The following is a 20,045-nucleotide window of genomic DNA, read 5'->3' as shown; positions in this document are numbered from 1 at the left end:
CTGTGACCACCGCTCGCCTCCCCCTCTTCCCGCTGAACTCGGTGCTGTTCCCCGGCCTCGTGCTGCCCCTGAACGTCTTCGAGGAGCGTTATCGCGCCATGATGCGCGAACTGCTGAAGACGGACGAGGAGGAGCCGAGGCGCTTCGCCGTCGTCGCCATCCGGGACGGGCGGGAGGTCGCGCCGACCGCACCCGGCATGCCCGACCCCACGACGGTCGTCGAGCGCGGACCCGCCGCCGGTTTCGGGTCCGACCCGATCCAGGCGTTCCACCGGGTGGGCTGCATCGCGGACGCGGCGACGATCCGGGAGCGGGAGGACGGCAGCTTCGAGGTCCTGGCGACCGGTACGACCCGGGTGCGCCTGCTCTCGGTGGACGCGAGCGGTCCGTTCCTGACGGCGGAGCTCGAGGAGCTCCCCGAGGAGCCGGGTGACGGCGCGGGCGCGCTCGCCGAGGGCGTGCTGCGGGCCTTCCGCAACTACCAGCAGCGGCTGGCGGGTGCGCGTGAGCGGACGCTCTCGACGGGGGCGGAACTGCCGGACGAGCCCTCGGTGGTGTCGTACCTGGTCGCCGCGGCGGCGGTGCTGGACACCCCCACGAAGCAGCGGCTGCTCCAGGCGCCGGACACGGCGACGCGGCTGCGCGAGGAACTGAAGCTGCTGCGGGGGGAGACGGCGGTGCTGCGGCACCTTCCGTCGTTGCCGATGGTGGACCTCACGCGGCAGCCGACGAGCCCCAACTGACGGGAGGGACCACGCGCGTGGCGAAGAAGCAGAAGAAGCAGTCGGGCGGCACGGGTGGTACTCCGGCGACGGTTGCCCTGACGGCCGCGGGCACGCCGTTCACGCTCCACGCCTATGACCACGACCCGTCGACGGCGTCGTACGGCGAGGAGGCGGCGGAGGCGCTCGGTGTCCCGGCCGACCGCGTCTTCAAGACCCTCGTCGCGGACGTGGACGGCGCCCTGACGGTGGCTGTGGTCCCGGTCGCGGGCCAGCTCGACCTCAAGGCGCTGGCGGCGGCGGTGGGCGGCAAGCGCGCGACGATGGCGGACCCGGCGGCGGCGGAACGCACGACGGGCTACGTGCGCGGCGGCATCTCGCCCCTGGGCCAGCGCAAGCGCCTCCCTACGGTCCTGGACGCGTCGGCGTCGTCCCACGAGACGATCTGCATCTCGGCGGGCCGCCGCGGGCTGGAGGTCGAGCTGTCCCCGGAGGCGCTGGCCGACCTGACATCGGCGACAGTGGCCCCGATCGGGCGCGCCTAGGGTCTTTCGTTTGGATCAGGCCGGATCAGTGAGTGGGGGTCCCCCCACGCCCGCAGGGCGTAGGGGGAGGGTCTGGTGCGTGCGATCGCAAGGCGGAGGAGGGAGACAATGGCGGAGCCATGGCGACCGACGACAACGCGGCGAGCGTGCGTGCCAGGGCCCGCGAGCCCGGCATGATCCAAACGAGAGGCCCTAGCTTTCTCGGGGCTCGCCGCGGACCCCGCGCCTCAAACGCCGGCGAGGCTGAGTTTCCGGCCCCGAGCCCCCGTCGTCGGCGGGGCGGATCCCGCTGCACGAATCAGCCCCCCGGGGGCACCGCCTCCTGGCTTCGTTCCGGACGCCCCCCTGCATGGCCGCCAGGCCCGGTGGGTCGGGGCGCGCGAAGGCGCGGACAGGGGCGGCTCGGGCCCGGCCCGCGGGGTTGGGGCTAAGCCCCCGAGCACAACGGCCACCGGGGCGCAGGACGCCCGATCCGGGCCGAAGCCCGGCCCGCGCCCGCAAGGGCGCGTACCCGGTCGGCCGGGGCGAAGCCTCGACCCGCCCGCGAGGGCGCCCACGCGGGCGGAGCCGCACATCGATACGGCGGGAGGGGCGGGGGCGGAGTGGGGGTGGGGAAATGCTCAGCCCGAGCCCGGCCACGGCCCGTGCGGGTCGAGCTCCGGCTCCGGGTCATGCGGCGCGAAAAGGCTCGTCAGACCGAGGTGCACCGCCATCGCCGCCAACGGCCACGCCAGCAGCGCGTTCTTGGCACCCAGCTCCAGATACGCGTCGAACGTCACGCCCTCGCCCACCTGGCGCGCGTGTTCCACCACGTCCTGCGTCGGGCCGAACCAGACGCCCACGCCCCAGCCGAGCAGCGAGGCCAGCAGGCCGCCGAGCGCGAGGGCCAGCACCAGGACGATTCCGCCGCGGCGGCGATACAGGAAGACGGCCGCCGCGCTCAGCGCGCCCAGCCCGGCCGCCAGCAGCACAAACGTTCCGTCCGCGCCGATGGCCTCCTCTCCCTCCGTGTCCTTGAGGAAGACGCCGCTCTCGTTGGAGACCAGCGGCACCCGCGGCGCCAGCCACAGCCACAGCAGCCCGAGCACCACACCGAGCACCGTCACGGCCACCAGCACCACGGCGCCGTCCTTGAGGTCCTTCCTCAGGTCGTCCGTGTCCGGCCCGTCCTTCGGGGCCGGCCCGTCGCCCGTCCAGGTCGCACCCGCGGGGACAGGGCCGGTGGGCGGCGACTGCCAGGGGTTGTCGCCCGAGGGCTGCCGGTTCGGCCGGTGAGGAGGAGTCAGCGGTGCGGTCACACCGCCATCGTGCCAGGCCCACCCGAGTGACGCCTCACCGGACTGCCGCCCGCCGGTACGCCCACGTCGCCACCGCCAGCGACACCACGCCGACGGCCGCGCAGACCGTCAGGTCGAGGCCGACCGCCGCCCAGTCGGGGCGCGCGTCGAAGGTACGGGCGAGCGCCTCGACGCCGTACGTGGAGGGCAGGAGGTCACGCGCGTACGAGATCGGTCCCGGCAGCCGGTCGGCCGGGAGGACTCCGAGGAGCAGCGCCGCCGACATGCCCAGCTGGCCGAGCAGCGTGGCCAGCTCCTGGCGCGGCGCGAGCAGGCCGAGGGCCGCGCCGAGGCCGGCGAGTGCCGCGCCGGACAGCGGGATCACCGCGGCCAGCACCCACAGGTGCGTCAGCGGCAGCTGGAAGAGCACGCTGCCCGCGACGGCCGTCACGACGGTGCCCGGCACGGTGAAGGAGGCGTACGCCCCGGCCGCCCCGAGCACCACCGCCGCGGGCGGCACCGGCAGCGTGGCGTAGTGGTCGAGGCCGCCCCCGGCACGCAGCTGCCCGAAGTACTGCGCGAGCAGGTTCAGCGCGACGAAGGCGACGACGAGCACGCTCGCACCGGCGACGACCGCCTTCGCCTCGGTGCCGCCGTCGACGACCCCGCGCATCAGGACCATGATCCCGACGGACTGGAAGGTCGCGACGAACAGCAGCGGGATCCGGGCGACCCGCGCCCGGGACAGCTGCGCGCGGTACACCGCGGCGAGCGCCGGCAGCAGTCGCGCCCGTGGCGCGAGCGGTGCGGCGTCCTCCGGGACGGGGGCAGCCCCGCGCACGGTCCTCGCCGATGCGGCGGAGATGATGCTCACGCCTTGACCAGCCCCTTCGTCGCGTTCCCGCCCAGTGCCAAGTACACGTCCTCCAGACTCGGGGTGGCCAGCGTGAAGTCGTCGAGCGCCGCGAACGCCGCGCCGCCCGTCACCGCGGCGACCGCGGCCCGTGCCTCCTCCGGAGCGAGGCGCAGCACCCAGCGGCGGCCCGACTCCTGTGCGAAGTCCTGCAGCGCGGCGACCTCGGGCACGTCCAGCGGCGCCCGCTCGCGCCACACCAGCTCGACGCGGACCTCGCCCGCCACCCGCTCCTTGAGCCCGGAGGGGGTGTCGCAGGCGATGACGCGGCCGCGGTCCAGGACGGCGACGCGGTCGAGGACGGTCTCGGCCTCGATGACGTTGTGGGTGACGAGGAGCACGGTCGCGCCGTGTTCGGCGCGACGGCGGTCGACGGCCGCCCACACGGCACGCCGGGCGACGGGGTCCATGCCGGTCGTCGGCTCGTCGAGGACGAGGACGGGCCGCTCGCCGACGAGGGTCGCCGCGAAACAGGCGAGGCGCCGCTGGCCGCCGGACAGCTTCTTGAGGGGGCGCGCGGCGAGGGCGGTGAGCCCGAGCTCGTCCAGGACGGCGTCGCGTTCGTCGCGTGCCTGCCGTACGGTCAGCCCCCGCAGCCGCCCGGTGGTCTCGGCGGCGAGGGCGACGGTCAGTTCGTCGAGGGCGGTGGACTCCTGGCCGAGGTAGCCGACGAGCCGGGCCGCCCGCTCGGGGTGGCGCACCAGGTCGTGGCCGAGGAGCTCGACGCTGCCGGAGTCGGGGCGCATGAGCCCGGTGAGCTGGCGGACGAGGGTCGACTTGCCGGCGCCGTTGGGTCCGAGCAGGCCGAAGATCTCGCCGCGCCCGACGTCGAGACTGATCCCGTCGGTGGCCCGCACCTCGGGTGTCCCGGGCGTGCCCCTCCTGCCGCGCGCGGCGGGGTACGTCTTGACCAGATCCCGCACCACGCACACCGTACTCACGAGGTACGAGACTACGGGGTCCGGCCGCCCCGGATGCCCTCGGGCCCCGACTGCTCCCCCGCCGGGGCGTGCTCGGCGGCCGTTCTCACGTCGATCTCGCGCCAGAATCCCGCGCGGATGGCATAGCGGTCGTGCTCGTCGATCTGGTCGTCCTTGTGGGCGAGAAGTCCGAAACGCGCCGCGTAGCGCAGCAGTTCGCCGTCGATCCGGTGCGGGATGCGGGGGTACATGCTGGACAGGTTCTGCACGTGGCCCGCCTCGGGCAACCGCTCCATCCAGCGGCGCGCGAAGACCTGGCCCACTTCGAAGGGGTCTCCGCCGACGGTGGTGATGTCCTCCTCGCGGTCGGCCCAGCGCTGCTCGGCACTGGTGAGCTGGGCGAGGGTGGGCAGGGACGCGCTCTCGGGCGGTTCGCCGAGGGTTCCCTGGCCGGAGCGGTCGATCCAGCCCTTGTCGGAGGACCAGCGCAGGGTGGCGTTGGCGGGGGTGGCCGGCGCTTGGTGCAGGCCGGGGGCGCGCAGTCCGGCGAGGTCCTTGGGGGTGGGCACGCCCTTGGAGGGGGCGGGTGCGGATGCGGTGCCGGTGGCGGCGTCGGCGGACGCGGTCGGTGTGCCGTTGCGGGAAGTGGTGTCGGCCGCGCGCTCGTCGGAGGCGGCGAGCGCCGATTCGGGCAGCGGCGCCGACAGGATGGCGGCGATCTCGGGGCGGGGCACGGGGGCCGGGGCGCAGACGCCGCTCAGCTCCTTGGCCCGTACGGCGCGGGTGATCCAGACCCGGTCGAGCACGCGGCGTTCGTCGGCCTCGGCGACGAGGTCCTCGGACTGGTTGTAGTCGCCGTCGGCGGCCTGGACGGCCCACAGGTGGACGGCGACGCCGTGTTCCTTCGCGGACATCAGACCGGGCAGGAGGTCGCCGTCGCCGGTGACGAGCACCACGTCGGAGCAGGCGCGGTTCCTGGCCAGTTCGGTGAGTTCGGCGTGCATGGCCGCGTCGACGCCCTTCTGCGCCCAGCGGCCGTCGCTGCGGGTCAGGGCGCCCAGCCGGACGGTGACGCGAGGCATCACGCGCAGCCTGCGGTGCTCGGGCTGGGGCACCCGGTCGGGGGCGCCGTCGAACCAGTAGATGCGGAGCAGCGGGCGTTCGGTGTCGGCCTCGGCGAGGTCGCGCAGTCCTTGGATGAGGGCGGAATGGTCGACGGTGATCCGCGACCGCGCCGGTTCTCCCGCGAGAAGGCTCGCGGCGGCGCCCAGCAGATATCCGGCGTCCACCAGGACGACGCAGCGGTCCACGCGTTCCACCCTCTTTCGGGGACTCTTCCGGCGACGTTCCCCGGAGCCCTTCCGCGATCACCGGCATTTCCGGTCGCCGTCGGGAACTCGGAGGTCGGGAAAGGTCCGGATCAGGGATTGTTCCGGGTTTCCTTCGAGTCTGCCCGACTGCCGCAGGGTTGACGGCCGGAACTCGATCATCGGCGTGGCGGATCGGGCGAGTCCAGGACTCCGGCCGGTGATTACGGTCCGCAATGATCCAAAATGCGCGGGTTGTTCGGCTATGTGAGCCTGACAGCGGCCCTGGCCCCTAGAACCCACAGGAGGCACCCACCATGGCCAAGAACAAGAACCGTGAGCGCAGTCAGAAGTCCTCGCCGGCGGAGCGCGGCCACCAGGAGGCCGCCAAGTCGTCCATGGAGGCGCAGGCCGAGCAGCGCGCGGCGCAGGTCACGCCGTCCGATGTCGCCCACAAGGGCCGGCAGAAGCGCTTCGGCCACAACTGACGGACTTGATGGGCAGAAGGGGCGCGCCCGTGACGACGGGCGCGCCCCTTCTGCGTGCCGGCAGGCGGCTGAGGGGGTGTCCGGCGGATCTTGGCCGGACACCCCCTCAGCCGGCCAGGCAGGACGGGCCGAGCAGCACCTTGAGGTCGCCGAACAGGGCGGGATCGGGCTGGACCCGGTGCCGGTCGAGCCGGAGCACCGTGGTCTTGCGCGGACCCTGGAGCTTGATCCGCACCTCGGTGTTGCCCTTGTGGTGGCTGAGGATCTCGCCGAGGCGGCTGACCATGGGCGGGGTGACCTTGACGGTCGGGATGGTCACGACGACCGGCGCGTTGGTACCGGCCGACGACAGGTCGGGGACCATCAGCTCCATGGCGACGAGCCGCGGGACGTCCTCCCGCTTGTCGAGCCGCCCCTTGACGAAGACCACGGTGTCCTCGACGAGCTGCGTGGAAACGAGCTGGTACGTCGCCGGGAAGAACATGCACTCGATGGAACCGGCGAGGTCCTCGACTGTGGCGATCGCCCAGGCGTTGCCCTGCTTGGTCATCTTGCGCTGCAGGCCGGAGATGATGCCGCCGATGGTGACGACCGCGCCGTCCGCGTGCTCGCCGCCGGTCAGCTGGGAGATCGCCGCGTCCGTCTTGTCGCTGAGGACGTGCTCGATGCCGAACAGCGGGTGGTCCGAGACGTAGAGGCCGAGCATCTCCCGCTCCTGCGCGAGCAGGTACGACTTCTCCCACTCGACGTCGGAGAATTCGACGTCGAGTCCGAAGCCGGGCTCGGTGCTCTCCTCCTCGCCCATGCCGCCGAAGAGGTCGAACTGCCCCTCGGCCTCCTTGCGCTTGACCGCCACCACGTTGTCGATCATCGGCTCGTGGTGGGCGACCAGGCCCTTGCGGGTGTGGCCCATGGTGTCGAAGGCGCCGGCCTTGATGAGCGACTCGACGGTGCGCTTGTTGCAGACGACGGCCTCGACCTTGTCGAGGAAGTCGGGGAAGGAGCTGTACTTCCCCTTGGCCTTACGGGACTTGATGATCGACTCCACCACGTTGGCGCCGACGTTGCGCACGGCGGTGAGGCCGAAGAGGATCACGTCGTCGCCCTGGGCGGCGAAGTTGGACATGGACTCGTTGACGTTGGGCGGCAGGACCTTGATGCCCATGCGCCGGCACTCGTTCAGATAGACGGCCGACTTGTCCTTGTCGTCCTTGACCGAGGTGAGCAGCGCCGCCATGTACTCGGCGGGGTGGTTGGCCTTGAGGAAGGCCGTCCAGTAGGAGACGAGTCCGTACGCGGCGGAGTGGGCCTTGTTGAAGGCGTATCCGGCGAAGGGGACCAGCACGTCCCACAGGGCCTGGATGGCCTCGTCGCTGTAGCCGTTCCTGCGGGCGCCGGCCTGGAAGATGGTGAAGTTCTTCGCCAGCTCGTCGGGCTTCTTCTTGCCCATGACGCGGCGGAGGATGTCGGCCTCGCCGAGCGAGTAACCGGCGATGATCTGGGCGGCCTTCTGGACCTGCTCCTGGTAGACGATCAGGCCGTAGGTGACGTCCAGGACCTCCCTGAGCGGCTCCTCCAGCTCCTTGTGGATCGGCGTGATCTCCTGCTGCTTGTTCTTGCGCAGGGCGTAGTTGGTGTGCGAGTTCATGCCCATCGGGCCCGGGCGGTAGAGCGCGGACACGGCGGAGATGTCTTCGAAGTTGTCGGGCTTCATCAGCCGCAGCAGGGACCGCATGGGGCCGCCGTCGAACTGGAAGACGCCGAGGGTGTCACCGCGCTGGAGCAGTTCGAAGGTCTTCGGGTCGTCGAGCGGCAGGCCGAGCAGGTCGATGTCGATGCCCTTGTTGGACTTCACCATCTTGACGGCGTCGTCCATGATCGTCAGGTTGCGCAGGCCGAGGAAGTCCATCTTCAGCAGGCCGAGCGACTCGCAGCTCGGGTAGTCCCACTGGGTGATGGTGACGCCGTCGGTGTGCCTGACCCACACAGGGACGTGCTCGGTGATGGTCTCGCTGGACATGATCACGCCGGCGGCGTGCACGCCCATCTGCCGGACCAGGCCCTCGACGCCCTTGGCGGTGTCGATGACCTTCTTCACGTCCGGCTCGTTCTCGTACATCCCGCGGATCTCGCCGGCCTCGCTGTAGCGGGGGTGCGAGGGGTCGGTGATGCCGTTGAGGTCGATGCCCTTGCCGAGGACGTCGGCGGGCATGGCCTTGGTGAGCCGGTCGCCCATCGCGTACGGGTAGCCCAGCACGCGGGCGGAGTCCTTGATCGCGTTCTTCGCCTTGATCTTGCCGTACGTGCCGATCATGGCGACCTTGTCGGCGCCGTACTTCTCGGTCACGTACCTGATCACCTCGACGCGCCTGCGCTCGTCGAAGTCGATGTCGACATCGGGCATGGAGACGCGCTCGGGGTTGAGGAAGCGCTCGAAGATCAGACCGTGCGGGATGGGGTCGAGGTCGGTGATGCCCATGGCGTACGCGACGATCGAACCGGCCGCGGATCCTCGGCCCGGGCCCACCGCGATGCCCTGGTTCTTGGCCCACATGATGAAGTCGGCGACGACGAGGAAGTACCCCGGGAACCCCATCTGGATGATGACGTCCATCTCGTAGTCCGCCTGGCGCTGGCGGTCCTCGGGGATGCCGTCCGGGAAGCGGCGGTGCATGCCGCGCTGGACTTCCTCCTTGAACCAGGTGACCTCGGTGTGGCCCTCGGGGATGTCGAACTTCGGCATGAGGTCGCGCTTCTCGAACATGCCGGTGGTGTCGACCTGCTCGGCCACCAGGAGGGTGTTGCGGCAGCCCTCCTGCCAGGCGTCCGAGGAGTCGATCGCGTACATCTCGTCGGTCGACTTCAGGTAGTAGCCGGTGCCGTCGAACTTGAAGCGGTCGGGATCCGAGAGGTTCTTGCCGGTCTGGATGCACAGCAGCGCGTCATGGGCGCCGGCCTCGTGGGCGTACGTGTAGTGCGAGTCGTTGGTGACCAGCGGCGGGATGCCGAGCTTCTTGCCGATCTCCAGCAGTCCGTCGCGGACGCGGCGCTCGATCTCGATGCCGTGGTCCATCAGCTCCAGGAAGTACCGGTCCTTGCCGAAGATGTCCTGGTACTCGGAGGCCGACTTGAGGGCCTCGTCGAACTGGCCGAGGCGCAGCCGGGTCTGGAGCTCTCCGGAGGGGCAGCCGGTGGAGGCGATCAGGCCCTCGGACCACTGGGAGATGGTCTCCTTGTCCATACGCGGCCACTTCTGCAGCCAGCCCTCCGCATACGCGTCGGAGGAGAGCCGGAACAGGTTGTGCAGGCCGGTCGCGTTCGCCGCCCAGATCGTCTTGTGGGTGTAACCACCCGAACCGGAGACGTCGTCCCGCTTCTGGTGGGGCTGACCCCACTGGATCTTGCGCTTGTTGCGGCGCGACTCGGGAGCGACGTACGCCTCGATGCCGATGATGGGGGTGACCCCCGCCTTCTTCGCCGAGTGGAAGAAGTCGTACGCCCCGTGGAGATTGCCGTGGTCGGACATGGCGATGTGCGTCATGCCCATCTCGTTGCAGGCATCGAACATGTCCTTGAGCCGCGCGGCACCGTCCAGCAGCGAGTACTGGGTGTGGACGTGGAGGTGCGTGAAGGGCGGCTTGGTCACGGCGGCGGGCCTCCGGGCTGCAGTCTTCTGGGGGGCGACCCCCAGACCCCCGCTCTGGGGGACAGCGTGGAAGTCTACGTCGCGGGACTGACACTCCGCGGGCACTCCTGCGTACCTTCATGCGTTGGACGGGGCGGAAAAGCTGTCCCGTTTGTCATGCACCAGGAGGCACTCCGCGATGCCGGTCCCGCAGCCCACCGCCGAGCAGCGCGGCGAGGAGATCCTCGCCGTCTTCGACACCGCTTTCGGCGAGCTCCTGGCCGCCGACCCGGCCGCCTTCAAGGTCAAGTTCCGCAAGATGGCGGCCTCCGCCTTCGCGTTCTACCGGGGCACGGCCTGCCTGTTCTACAGCGACCTCGAGGGCGAGCGGCACGGCGGGCCCTTCCTGGACGAGCGCACCGGCCGGGTGTGGATCCACGGCGATCTCCACGCGGAGAACTTCGGCACCTACATGGACGCCAACGGCCGCCTGATCTTCAACGTCAACGACTTCGACGAGGCCTATGTCGGCCCCTTCACCTGGGACCTCAAGCGCCTGGCCGCCTCGCTCGCCCTGATCGGCTACACCAAGGCGCTCGGCGACGAGCAGATCACCGACCTCGTGCGGATCTGTGCCGCCGCCTACCGCGAGCGCATCCACGCGCTTGCGACCGGCGCGAAGAACGAAGAGGTCCCGCCCTTCACCCTCGACACCGCCGACGGCCCCCTGCTCGGGGCGCTGCGCACGGCGCGCTCGCTCACCCGGTTCTCGCTGCTGGACTCGATGACGGAGATCCGCGACTTCGAGCGCCGGTTCGCCGCAGGCGGCGGCTCGATCGAGCTGGACGCGGCCATGAGGTACAAGGTGCTCGCCGCCTTCGACGGCTACCTGGAGACGCTGCCGGAGTCGAGCCTGACCCGGCCCGACTCCTATCGGGTCAAGGACGTGGTGGGCCGGCGAGGCATCGGCATCGGCTCGGCCGGCCTCCCGTCGTACAACATCCTCCTGGAGGGCAACAGCGACGCCCTGGAGAACGATGTCGTGATCTACATGAAGCAGGCGCAGACGCCGGCCGTCTCCCGGCACATCACCGACCCCGCCGTCCGCGGCTACTTCCAGCACGAGGGCCACCGCACGGTGATCTCCCAGCGCGCGCTCCAGGACCACGCCGATCCGTGGCTCGGCTGGACGGAGCTGGACGGTTCCGGCCAGCTGGTCGCCGAGGTCTCCCCGTACGCGGTGGACCTGGACTGGTCGGACATCGACGACCCGGCGGAGATCGCCGCCGTCGTCGCCGATCTCGGCCGGGCGACGGCGACGATGCACGCGGCGGCGGACGACGAGAGCGGGCACTCGCTGGTGCCGTTCTCCACCGAGCGCGCCATCGACGCGGCGATCGCGGCGGACGAGGACGGCTTCGGCGACCTGCTCGTCTCCTTCGCGCACGACTACGGCGCCCGGGCACGCGCCGACCACCAGATCTTCGTGGACCTGTTCCGCAACGGCAGGATTCCCGGCCTGCGGGCTCTTTAGGGATCTCTTACAGCAGGGCGTGGCACACTCACCGGCGATGGACATATCAGGGACGCGGCTCAGAGCGCTGCGGGCGGCGGTCTTCACGGCACTGGTCGTGACGCTGTCCGCCGCTTCCCATGTGCTGCTCTCGCAGGCCCCGCTGCCGCTGGCCACCGTCGCCGTGCTCGCGGCCGCCGTCTTCGCCGTCGCCTACGCGCTGTCGGGCGAGGAGCGCGGTTTCGGGCGGATCGCCGCTGTGCTGATCCCGCTGGAGCTGGCCGCCGACACCGTCTTCACCGCGGGCCAGCACGCGTGTTACGGAGCTGCCGGCGGCCCGGTCACCGGGTCGCTGCGCTCGGTCGGCCTCGACGTGCTGTGCGGCGGCAGCGTCGGCGCCCGGCTGCCGGGCGTCGCGCCGGGCGCGGAGGCAGGCGGCCTCGGGGGCGTGCTGGACTCGCCCGACCCCGCCGTGCCCTGGCTGCTGCTCGCCGCCCATGTCTCGGTGGGGCTGCTCGCCGCGGCCTGGCTGCGGCGTGGCGAGGCGGCGCTCGCCGCGCTGCTGCGCTCGGTGGGGACCTTCGCCTTCCGCCCGCTGCTGCTCGCGGCCGCCGTGCTGTGCGGCACCGAGGGCGCTCCGCGCACGACGGGCCGCCGGGGGCACCGCGAGCCCCGCTCCTCCCGTGCGCGCCTGCTGGTGCACTCCGTCGGACGGAGGGGACCCCCGCGTCCGGTCGCGCTCTGCGCGTGAACCGCGCTCTGCGCGCCCGGCCGGAATCCCCCTTTACCCCCCGTCCCCATGGAGTGAATGATCATGAGCAAGCGCAACAGCCAGGCCAGCAAGGCGGCGGCCCGTGAGCGGCTGCGTCTGGAGCGCGAGCGCCAGGCCAAGAAGGACAAGCTGCGCCGGCAGCTGATCGTCGCCGGCACGGGAGTGCTGGTCCTGGCGATCGCCGGCGGTGTCGGCTTCGGCATCATGCAGGCCAACAAGCCGTCCCACTGGGAGGCGGCCGCCGAGAAGACCAGCGTCACCGCCCCGGAGAACACCGAGGGCAAGGACGGCACGAGCGTCGTCATCGGCAAGGCGGACGCGAAGAAGACGCTGGAGCTGTACGAGGACTCCCGCTGCCCGGTCTGTGCGGTGTTCGAGCAGGCCGTGGGCGAGACCGTCGGCAAGGACGTCGAGGCCGGGAAGTACAGGATCAAGTACATCGGCGCCACGTTCATCGACAACGCCGACAACGGCGAGGGATCGAAGAACGCGCTGAGCGCGCTCGGCGCCGCGCTCGACGTGAGCCCCGACGCCTTCATGGCGTACAAGTCGGCGCTCTACTCGGAGAAGTTCCACCCCGAGGAGAGCGACGACAAGTTCGCCGAGGACGCGTACCTGCTCGAGATCGCCGACTCGGTGCCCGCGCTGAAGAACAACAGCGAGTTCAGGAAGAACGTCGAGGACGGGACCTTCGACGCCTGGGCGATGAAGATGTCGAAGACGTTCGACGACAGCGGCGTGGGCGGCACGCCGACGCTGAGGATGGACGGCAAGAAGATCACCGCCGAGGGCAGCGACAACGCGCCCATGACGGTGGAGCAGTACACCAAGGCGATCGACAAGGCCCTCAAGGGCTGAGAACACCCGCGGCGGGACCGCGGTTGACCGTTTCCGAACGGGCGGGCGAACTTTCCGAATTCGCCCGCCCGTTCGGCGTACCGATCAGTAGTCTGATCGGCCGTGACCAGTCGAATCTCCTCAACTCCCAGTCGCCGCACGGTCGTCAAGGCCGTTGCCGCCACCGCTGTCGCCGCTCCCGCACTCGCGGTCTCAGCGGCCCCCGCCACCGCTGCGGACCAGACTGCATCCTTCCTCCACGGCGTCGCGTCGGGCGACCCGCTGCCCGACGGCGTGCTGCTGTGGACGCGGGTCACGCCGAGCGCGGACGCCGTGCCCGGCTCCGGCAGGGGCGCGGACACGCGGGTGGACTGGGAGGTCGCGGAGGACCGGGACTTCGGGCGGGTCGTCGCCCGGGGCAGCGACACGTCCCGGGCCGCCTCGGACCACACCGTCAAGGCGGACGTCCGGGGTCTGCGTCCGGCGAGCACCTACTGGTTCCGGTTCAGGGCCGGTTCCGCCGTCTCCCCGGTCGGCCGCACGCGTACGGCTCCGGCCGCCGGCGCCGCCGTGGCCGGTGTGCGCTTCGGCGTGGTCTCGTGCGCCAACTGGGAGGCCGGCTGGTTCTCCGCGTACCGCCATCTCGCCGCCCGGCCGGACCTCGACGCGGTCCTGCATCTCGGCGACTACATCTACGAGTACGCGACGGGCGGCTACCCGGCCGAGGAGTACGTCGTGCGGCGGCACGAGCCGAGACACGAGATCACCGGCCTCGCCGACTACCGCCTGCGGCACGCCACCTACAAGACGGACGCCGATCTGCAGGCGCTGCACGCCGCGCATCCGGTGATCGCGATATGGGACGACCACGAGTTCGCCAACGACACCTGGTCCGGCGGTGCGGAGAACCACACGCCGGGAGCCGAGGGCGCGTGGACGGAGCGGGTGGCGGCGGCCAAGCAGGCCTATTTCGAGTGGATGCCGGTGCGCGCGTCCACCGAGGGCACCGTGTACCGCAGGCTGCGTTTCGGCAGGCTGGCCGATCTGCACCTGCTGGACCTGCGCTCGTTCCGCTCGCAGCAGTCGGGCATCGGTAACGGCGACGTGGACGACCCGGACCGCACGATCACCGGCCGGGCACAGCTGGACTGGCTGAAGGCCGGCCTGGTGTCCTCCGACGCCTCCTGGAAGCTGGTCGGCACCTCGGTGATGATCTCGCCGGTCGCCTTCGGCTCCCTGCCGGCGCATCTGCTCGGGCCGCTCGCCGAGCTGCTGGGGCTGCCGCAGGAAGGGCTGGCGGTCAACGTCGACCAGTGGGACGGCTACACGGACGACCGCAAGGAGCTGCTGGCCCACCTGACGCAGCGCAGCATCCGGAACACCGTGTTCCTCACGGGTGACATCCACATGGCCTGGGCCAACGACGTGCCGGTCAGGGCCGCCACGTACCCGTTGTCCGCGTCCGCGGCGACCGAGTTCGTGGTGACGTCGGTGACCTCCGACAACCTGGACGACATCCTCCATGTGGCGCCTGGCACGGTCTCGCTGGTCGCGCAGGCCGCGATCCGGGCGGCCAACCGCCATGTGAAGTGGGTGGACATGGACGCGCACGGCTACGGAGTCCTGGACGTGACCGCCGAGCGGACGCAGATGGACTACTTCACCGTCTCGGACCGGACGAACCGTGACGCAACGTCGTCGTGGTCGCGCTCCTACCGCACTCTCAGCGGAACACAGAAGGTCGAGCGCGTGAATCAGCCGGTGCGCTGACGTAGCGGAGGGGTTGTTTTCAGCCACTCGTCACACTGTTAACGGAAGATCACATCACTACGACGGGTGGTGTGTTCCGCACCATGAATGCGGACACACCACCCGTCGTCGTCACGCACTTCGTTACGCGCCGATCTCATAGGCCGGACATGGCCGAAACTTTTCTCCCCGATGTCCGTAATAGCCCCACGATTGATTGGGCTTGATCGATCCTCATCAAGATCTGACATGCACCCGTAATCTCCCCGCGGTGGCCAGGAAAGGCCCCCTCTACAACCCCCCGCGAGGAGACGTCATGCGTGCTCTTGCCCGTATATCCCCCCGTCTGCGCCACCGCGCAGTCGGTACGGCGATCATGGCCGGAACCCTGGCCATCGCGCCGCTCTCCGCCCCCGGCAGCGTCGCCGCACCCAAGTCCGCCGTCACCGCCGCCACTTCCGCCGAGGAGTGCGTCGAGGACACGCACGAGCACGAGAGCGCCACGGCCCGCGAGACGCGTCCCGGCGCCGGCCACGTGAATGAGCCCAACGAGGTCACCGAGGCCAAGGCGAAGGCCATGGACGCGGACCTGAGGAAGAGACTGGAAGCGGCGCGCACGAACGCCCGCGGCCTGTCCACCGCCGCCGCGGTGAGCATCCCGGTCTACTTCCACGTCATCCACGACGGTGACAAGGGCAAGCTGACGAGCGCCCAGATCAGCAGCCAGATGGCGGTCCTCAACTCGGCCTTCGCCGGGCAGGGCACCGGAAACGTCGACTCGGGCTTCCAGTTCACACTGGCCGGCACCGACTACTCGAACAACCCGGCCTGGTACAACCTCGCCTCCGGCTCCACTGCCGAGAAGCAGATGAAGTCCACCCTCCGCCAGGGCGGCGCCGGCGCGCTCAACTTCTACACCGCCAACCTCAGCGGCGGCCTGCTCGGCTGGGCGACCTTCCCGACCTCGTACAACTCCAACCCGTCGATGGACGGTGTGGTCGTCCTCGACGCCTCGCTGCCCGGCGGCACCGCCGCCAACTACGACGAGGGCGACACCGCCACCCACGAGGTCGGCCACTGGATGGGCCTCTACCACACCTTCCAGGGCGGCTGCAACGGCAACGGCGACTACGTGAGCGACACCCCGGCCGAGAAGAGCGCCGCGTACCAGTGCCCGACCGGCCGTGACACCTGCGCCAGCAAGCCCGGTGTCGACCCGATCCACAACTTCATGGACTACACGTACGACGCGTGCATGTACCAGTTCACCTCGGGCCAGGTGCAGCGCATGAAGGACCACTGGACGGCGTACCGCGCCTGACACGTCCCGCGCACGGGCACGGTGCGGCGGGTCCGCGGCACCGTGCCCGACGCCGGGTCAGTCGTCAGAGTGTGTCGAGGAAGCCGAGGGCGGTCCGCCAGGTCCGCTCTGCGGCTTCCTCGTCGTAGTCGGGCAGATCGGGGTCCGTGTACAGGTGGCCCGCGCCCGCGTAGCGGTGGATCTCCACGTCCGCGCCCGCCCGCCGCATCTGCAGGTACCAGGTGTTCAGCCAGTCGTCGGGCTCGAAGGGGTCGGGGTCCGCGACGTGCAGCTGGACGGGCAGGCCGTCCGCCGACGCGCCCTCCGCGATGTCGGAGGTGCCGTGGAGCAACAGCAGCCCGCGCGCCTTCTCGTCGCCCAGCGCGAGGTTCTGCGCGATCGCGCCGCCGAGCGAGAAGCCGGCGTAGACCAGCCCCTGGTCGGAATGGGGCGCGGCGGCGTGGATCGCCCGCCGCAGCAGCTCGTCCGTGCCGATCCTCTCCCTGAGCTCCCTGCCCTCCTCCACGGTCTCGGCGGTTTGCCCGTCGAACAGGTCGGGCACGCGAACCTCGTGCCCGGCCGCACGCAGCCGGTCGGCGGCCGCGTGCACCGCCGCGCGCAGACCGAAGGTCGAATGGAAAAGGATGATGTTCATCCGGACATCCTCCCAGCCGCCTTCGCCTCACGGAGTCAGGAGACATGGAGAACGTACTGCGCCCGTTGACCGTCGTCGGCGGATCGGTGGTGCTGACGCTGCTCGTCGGCTGGGCCGTCGACCGGCTGCTGCGCCGCGTGGACGACCGCCACCCCGAGACCCCGCTGTGGGGCATGCTGCGCCGCTGCCGCCTGCCGTTGCAGGTCGTGCTCCTCGGAGGACTGCTGCGCGCGTCGTACGGCGAGATCCACCAGCCGCTCGTACGGGAGCGCAGCACGGGCATCGGGCACGTCCTGTCCCTGGTGCTGATCGGGGCCAGCGCGTGGCTGGTGACCCGGATCGTGTCGGCCGCCGTGGAGTCGACGTACGCCCGCTACGCGTCCTCGACGAGGGACCCGGCACGCGTCCGCCGGGTGCGCACGCAGGTCACGCTGATCATGCGCATCGTCACCGCGGTCGTGGCCGTCGTGGCCATCGCCGCGATGCTGCTGACCTTCCCCGGCATGGAGAAGGTCGGCACCTCGATGCTGGCCTCCGCGGGGATCATCGGCATCGTCGCGGGCGTGGCCGCGCAGTCGACGCTCGGCAACCTGTTCGCCGGCTTCCAGATCGCGTTCGGCGACATGGTGCGCATCGGCGACACCGTGGTGGTCGACGGCGAGTGGGGAGTGGTCGAGGAGGTGACCCTCACCTTCCTGGCCGTGCGGACCTGGGACGAGCGGCGGATCACCATGCCCGTGTCGTACTTCACCAGCAAGCCGTTCGAGAACTGGTCCCGCGGCGGCGCGCAGATGACGGGCACCGTCTTCTTCCACCTGGACCACTCGGCGCCGGTGGCGCTGATGCGGGAGAAGCTGCTGGAGATCCTGGAGGACTGCTCCGCCTGGGACCGTCGCGACTGGGGCCTCGCCGTCACGGACACCACGCCCAGCACGATCCAGGTGCGGGCCGTGGTGACGGCGAAGGACGCCGACGACGTCTGGACGGCCCGGTGCACGGTGCGCGAGCAGATGGTGGCCTGGCTGTGCGAGAAGCACCCGTACGCGCTGCCGCGCATCGCGACGTCGGCGGCCTCGCTGCCGCCGTCTGGCCAGTGGCCCGCGCACTCCTCCGCACCGGTGCCCGGCCCCGTCCCCGAACAGGACGACCACAGCCGGCGCACGGGCCGAGGCTGACGGCCCGGCCGCTGCGTCCGTGGCGCGGCGGCTGTCCCCACGGCGGGGACGTCCCTACCCTGGGCGCGTGACCTCTGCGCCGCAGCGCCTCGTCTGGGCGGTCGAACAGCTGGACGTACGGCCGGACGACCGTGTGCTCGAGATCGGCTGCGGCCCCGGCGTCGCGCTCGATCTGGTCGCCGGGCGGCTGACCACCGGCACCGTCACCGCGATCGACCGCTCGGCACACGCCGTCGACGCGGCCCGCCGGCGCAACCGCGCGCACATCACGGACGGCCGCGCCGAGGTGCGGCAGCTCGCCCTCGCCGAACTGCCGCCCGTCGGGGACCGGTTCGACAAGATCTTCGCGGTGAACGTCAACGTCTTCTGGACGTCCGCCGCCGACCTCGAAGTGGCCCTGCTGCGCGGCCTGCTGGCCCCGGGCGGCACACTGTCGCTGTTCTACGAGCCCCCGGAGCACGGCAGGGCGCGCGAGCTGGAGGGAATCCTCCTGCCCAAGCTCACCTGGCCGGGTGCGACCACGGTGATCTCGACGGGCCGGACGGAGGGATCCACGCTGCTCGGCGTCCAGGTCACCGTGGTCTGACGAGGTCGCTGCGGCCCGGCGCTGCGGCGGAGGCTCACCGCAGACTGTGCACGTCCAGGTGCCGCAGCACCCGGTCCACGATCTCCGGGTCCGCGCCCGGTTCGTTGCGCGCCGAGAGCACCGCGTGGCGCGCGGCCGACATCATCTCCCGCTGGATGCGCCGCACCGTCGCCATCCGCTCGGCCCGCTTCGCGAACCAGTCGCGCCGCTCGTCGTCCACGATGTCCGGGCTGATCCGTGCGCCCATCTCGACGGCGCCACGGTGGAGCCGCTCGCTGACATCCTCGGGCAGGTCCTCCTCGGCCTCGATCTCCTTGAGCCGGGCCCTCGCCGCCCGCGCCGCCCGGACGGCGAGGCTGCGCTCCAGCTCGCGCTCCGCGCCGGTGTCCGCGCGCACCCCGAGCCGCCGAACCAGCCACGGCAGGGTCAGGCCCTGGCAGACCAGGGTCGCCATGATGACGGCGAACGCGATGAAGATGATCACCTCGCGCATCGGGAACCCCGTGCCGTGGTCCGTCTCCAGCGGGATCGCGAGGGCGAGGGCGACCGATGCCACGCCTCGCATCCCCGCCCAGCACAGGACGACGGTCTCCCGCCAGCTGGTGGGCACGTCCTCGTCGTAGTCGCGCAGGTGGTGCATCCGTTTGGCGAGCCAGGCGGCGGGCAGCAGCCACAGCAGCCGTACGCCGACGACGACCGCGACGACCGCGGCGCTCCATCCGAGCAGCTGCCCGAGCCGCCCGTCGGCGGTGCCGAAGACGTTGTGCAGTTCGAGGCCGATGAGCCCGAAGGCGACGCCGGTGACGAGGGTGTCGACGATCTGCCAGAACGTGCTCCCGGCCAGCCGGCCCATCACGTCGTCCGGGTCCGCGGTGCGCTCGGCGAGGAACAGCGCGGTGGTCAGGACGGCGAGGACGCCGGAGCCCATCAGCTCCTCCGCCAGCACATAGCTGACGAACGGCACCATCAGCGAGAGGCCGACCTGCAGGGTCGCGTCGCCGAGCAGCCCCATCAGCTTGTCCGAGAGCCAGCCGAGCACGAGCCCCACCGCCACGGCGACCACGGCCGACAGCACCAGCTCCCCCGCGGCGACCTCCCAGGAGAACTCGCCGCTCACGGCCGCCGCGATCGCCACGTGGTAGAGCACGATGGCCGTGACGTCGTTGAACAGCCCCTCCCCCTCCATGATCGACACCAGTCGGCGCGGCAGCCCCAGCGAGCCCGCGACAGCCGTGGCCGCCACGGGGTCGGGAGGCGCGACCAGCGCGCCGAGGGCGACCGCCGCGGCGATCGGCAGGCCGGGGACCACGGCATGGGCGACGGCGGCGACCACCGCGGTCGTCACGAACACGAGCGCGACGGCGAGCAGCAGGATGGGCCGCGCGTTCGCGGTGAACTGCCGCCAGGAGGTGCGCTGGACGGCCGCGTACAGCAACGGCGGCAGCAGCAGCGGAAGGATGAGGTCGGGCGGCACGTCGACGTTCGGTACGAACGGCAGCAGGGCCAGCACGATCCCGGCGAGCGTCATCAGCACCGGCGCGGGCAGCCCGAGCCGCTGCCCCAGCGGGACGGTCACCACGGCGCCGAACAACAGGGCGAACAACAGGGCCAATTGGTCCACGATGGTCCTCCGCCGGCCTGGAACCTTGAGGATCAAGGTC

At 71.0% G+C, this 20,045-nt stretch carries 17 protein-coding genes; 10 read left to right on the top strand and 7 right to left on the bottom strand.

Annotated elements, in window-relative coordinates:
- Positions 1–2: 2 nt before the first annotated feature.
- Positions 3–743: an LON peptidase substrate-binding domain-containing protein gene (locus tag HW130_RS08060; protein WP_177148744.1), complete on the top strand. Its 741-nt coding sequence runs from the start codon at positions 3–5 to the stop codon at positions 741–743.
- Positions 744–760: 17 nt separating this feature from the next.
- Complete coding sequence (gene ybaK, locus HW130_RS08055; protein WP_177148743.1) at positions 761–1,267, top strand: Cys-tRNA(Pro) deacylase; 507 nt, start codon at positions 761–763, stop codon at positions 1,265–1,267.
- Between the two features lie 620 nt (positions 1,268–1,887).
- Here the strand turns inward: ybaK and HW130_RS08050 are convergent.
- The 4 genes from HW130_RS08050 to HW130_RS08035 are packed head-to-tail and all read right to left on the bottom strand — an operon-like array spanning position 1,888 to position 5,696.
- Positions 1,888–2,565 carry an ABC transporter permease gene (locus HW130_RS08050; protein ID WP_177148742.1) on the bottom strand — a complete coding sequence of 226 codons (678 nt, stop codon included), beginning with the start codon at positions 2,563–2,565 and terminating at the stop codon, positions 1,888–1,890.
- 34 nt (positions 2,566–2,599) lie between these two features.
- Complete coding sequence (locus HW130_RS08045) at positions 2,600–3,418, bottom strand: ABC transporter permease (RefSeq protein ID WP_177148741.1); 819 nt, start codon at positions 3,416–3,418, stop codon at positions 2,600–2,602.
- Positions 3,415–4,389 carry an ABC transporter ATP-binding protein gene (locus HW130_RS08040; RefSeq protein WP_177148909.1) on the bottom strand — a complete coding sequence of 325 codons (975 nt, stop codon included), beginning with the start codon at positions 4,387–4,389 and terminating at the stop codon, positions 3,415–3,417. The genes HW130_RS08045 and HW130_RS08040 overlap by 4 nt, the downstream gene beginning before the upstream one ends.
- A 20-nt stretch (positions 4,390–4,409) precedes the next feature.
- Positions 4,410–5,696 carry an NYN domain-containing protein gene (locus tag HW130_RS08035; RefSeq protein WP_177148740.1) on the bottom strand — a complete coding sequence of 429 codons (1,287 nt, stop codon included), beginning with the start codon at positions 5,694–5,696 and terminating at the stop codon, positions 4,410–4,412.
- 305 nt (positions 5,697–6,001) lie between these two features.
- Here HW130_RS08035 and HW130_RS08030 point away from each other — a divergent pair, with 305 nt between their 5' ends.
- A complete protein-coding gene (locus HW130_RS08030) occupies positions 6,002–6,172 on the top strand; it encodes a hypothetical protein (protein ID WP_177148739.1) in 171 nt (56 codons plus the stop codon).
- 106 nt (positions 6,173–6,278) lie between these two features.
- Here the strand turns inward: HW130_RS08030 and dnaE are convergent, their stop codons facing one another.
- Positions 6,279–9,818, bottom strand: coding sequence for a DNA polymerase III subunit alpha (gene dnaE, locus HW130_RS08025; protein WP_177148738.1), 3,540 nt, complete (start codon positions 9,816–9,818; stop codon positions 6,279–6,281).
- 178 nt (positions 9,819–9,996) lie between these two features.
- Between dnaE and HW130_RS08020 the strand changes: the two genes are divergently transcribed.
- From HW130_RS08020 to HW130_RS08000, 5 genes are all read left to right on the top strand, one after another.
- A complete protein-coding gene (locus tag HW130_RS08020; protein WP_177148737.1) occupies positions 9,997–11,331 on the top strand; it encodes a DUF2252 domain-containing protein in 1,335 nt (444 codons plus the stop codon).
- Between the two features lie 37 nt (positions 11,332–11,368).
- Positions 11,369–12,061, top strand: a complete 693-nt coding sequence (locus HW130_RS08015; RefSeq protein WP_177148736.1) for a hypothetical protein — start codon at positions 11,369–11,371, stop codon at positions 12,059–12,061.
- A 63-nt stretch (positions 12,062–12,124) separates the two neighbouring features.
- The gene (locus HW130_RS08010; protein WP_177148735.1) at positions 12,125–12,940 is read left to right on the top strand and encodes a DsbA family protein; all 816 of its coding nucleotides are present in this window, start codon (positions 12,125–12,127) and stop codon (positions 12,938–12,940) included.
- Positions 12,941–13,042: 102 nt separating this feature from the next.
- Entirely contained in the window at positions 13,043–14,689 is a 1,647-nt protein-coding gene (locus tag HW130_RS08005) for an alkaline phosphatase (protein WP_177148734.1), read from the top strand.
- A gap of 295 nt (positions 14,690–14,984) precedes the next feature.
- Positions 14,985–15,989: a zinc metalloprotease gene (locus HW130_RS08000; RefSeq protein WP_256355962.1), complete on the top strand. Its 1,005-nt coding sequence runs from the start codon at positions 14,985–14,987 to the stop codon at positions 15,987–15,989.
- Between the two features lie 64 nt (positions 15,990–16,053).
- On the opposite strand, the gene HW130_RS07995 is transcribed toward HW130_RS08000, so the two are convergent.
- Complete coding sequence (locus HW130_RS07995) at positions 16,054–16,623, bottom strand: dienelactone hydrolase family protein (RefSeq protein WP_177148733.1); 570 nt, start codon at positions 16,621–16,623, stop codon at positions 16,054–16,056.
- 44 nt (positions 16,624–16,667) lie between these two features.
- Here HW130_RS07995 and HW130_RS07990 point away from each other — a divergent pair, with 44 nt between their 5' ends.
- Together HW130_RS07990 and HW130_RS07985 are read left to right on the top strand one after the other, a co-directional pair.
- Positions 16,668–17,798 carry a mechanosensitive ion channel family protein gene (locus tag HW130_RS07990; RefSeq protein WP_177148732.1) on the top strand — a complete coding sequence of 377 codons (1,131 nt, stop codon included), beginning with the start codon at positions 16,668–16,670 and terminating at the stop codon, positions 17,796–17,798.
- Positions 17,799–17,865: 67 nt separating this feature from the next.
- On the top strand, positions 17,866–18,384 hold the full coding sequence (locus HW130_RS07985) for a cyclopropane-fatty-acyl-phospholipid synthase family protein (RefSeq protein ID WP_177148731.1): 519 nt from the start codon (positions 17,866–17,868) through the stop codon (positions 18,382–18,384).
- Positions 18,385–18,418: 34 nt separating this feature from the next.
- Here HW130_RS07985 and HW130_RS07980 read toward each other — a convergent pair whose 3' ends face one another.
- Positions 18,419–20,005, bottom strand: coding sequence for a Na+/H+ antiporter (locus HW130_RS07980; protein WP_177148730.1), 1,587 nt, complete (start codon positions 20,003–20,005; stop codon positions 18,419–18,421).
- Positions 20,006–20,045 lie beyond the last annotated feature (40 nt).

It is taken from the genome of Streptomyces sp. PKU-EA00015, assembly GCF_013387495.1.
Lineage (GTDB): Bacteria > Actinomycetota > Actinomycetes > Streptomycetales > Streptomycetaceae > Streptomyces.
The sequence above is the reverse complement of the archived record's forward strand: the minus strand, read 5'-3'. Positions and strand labels throughout refer to the sequence as shown.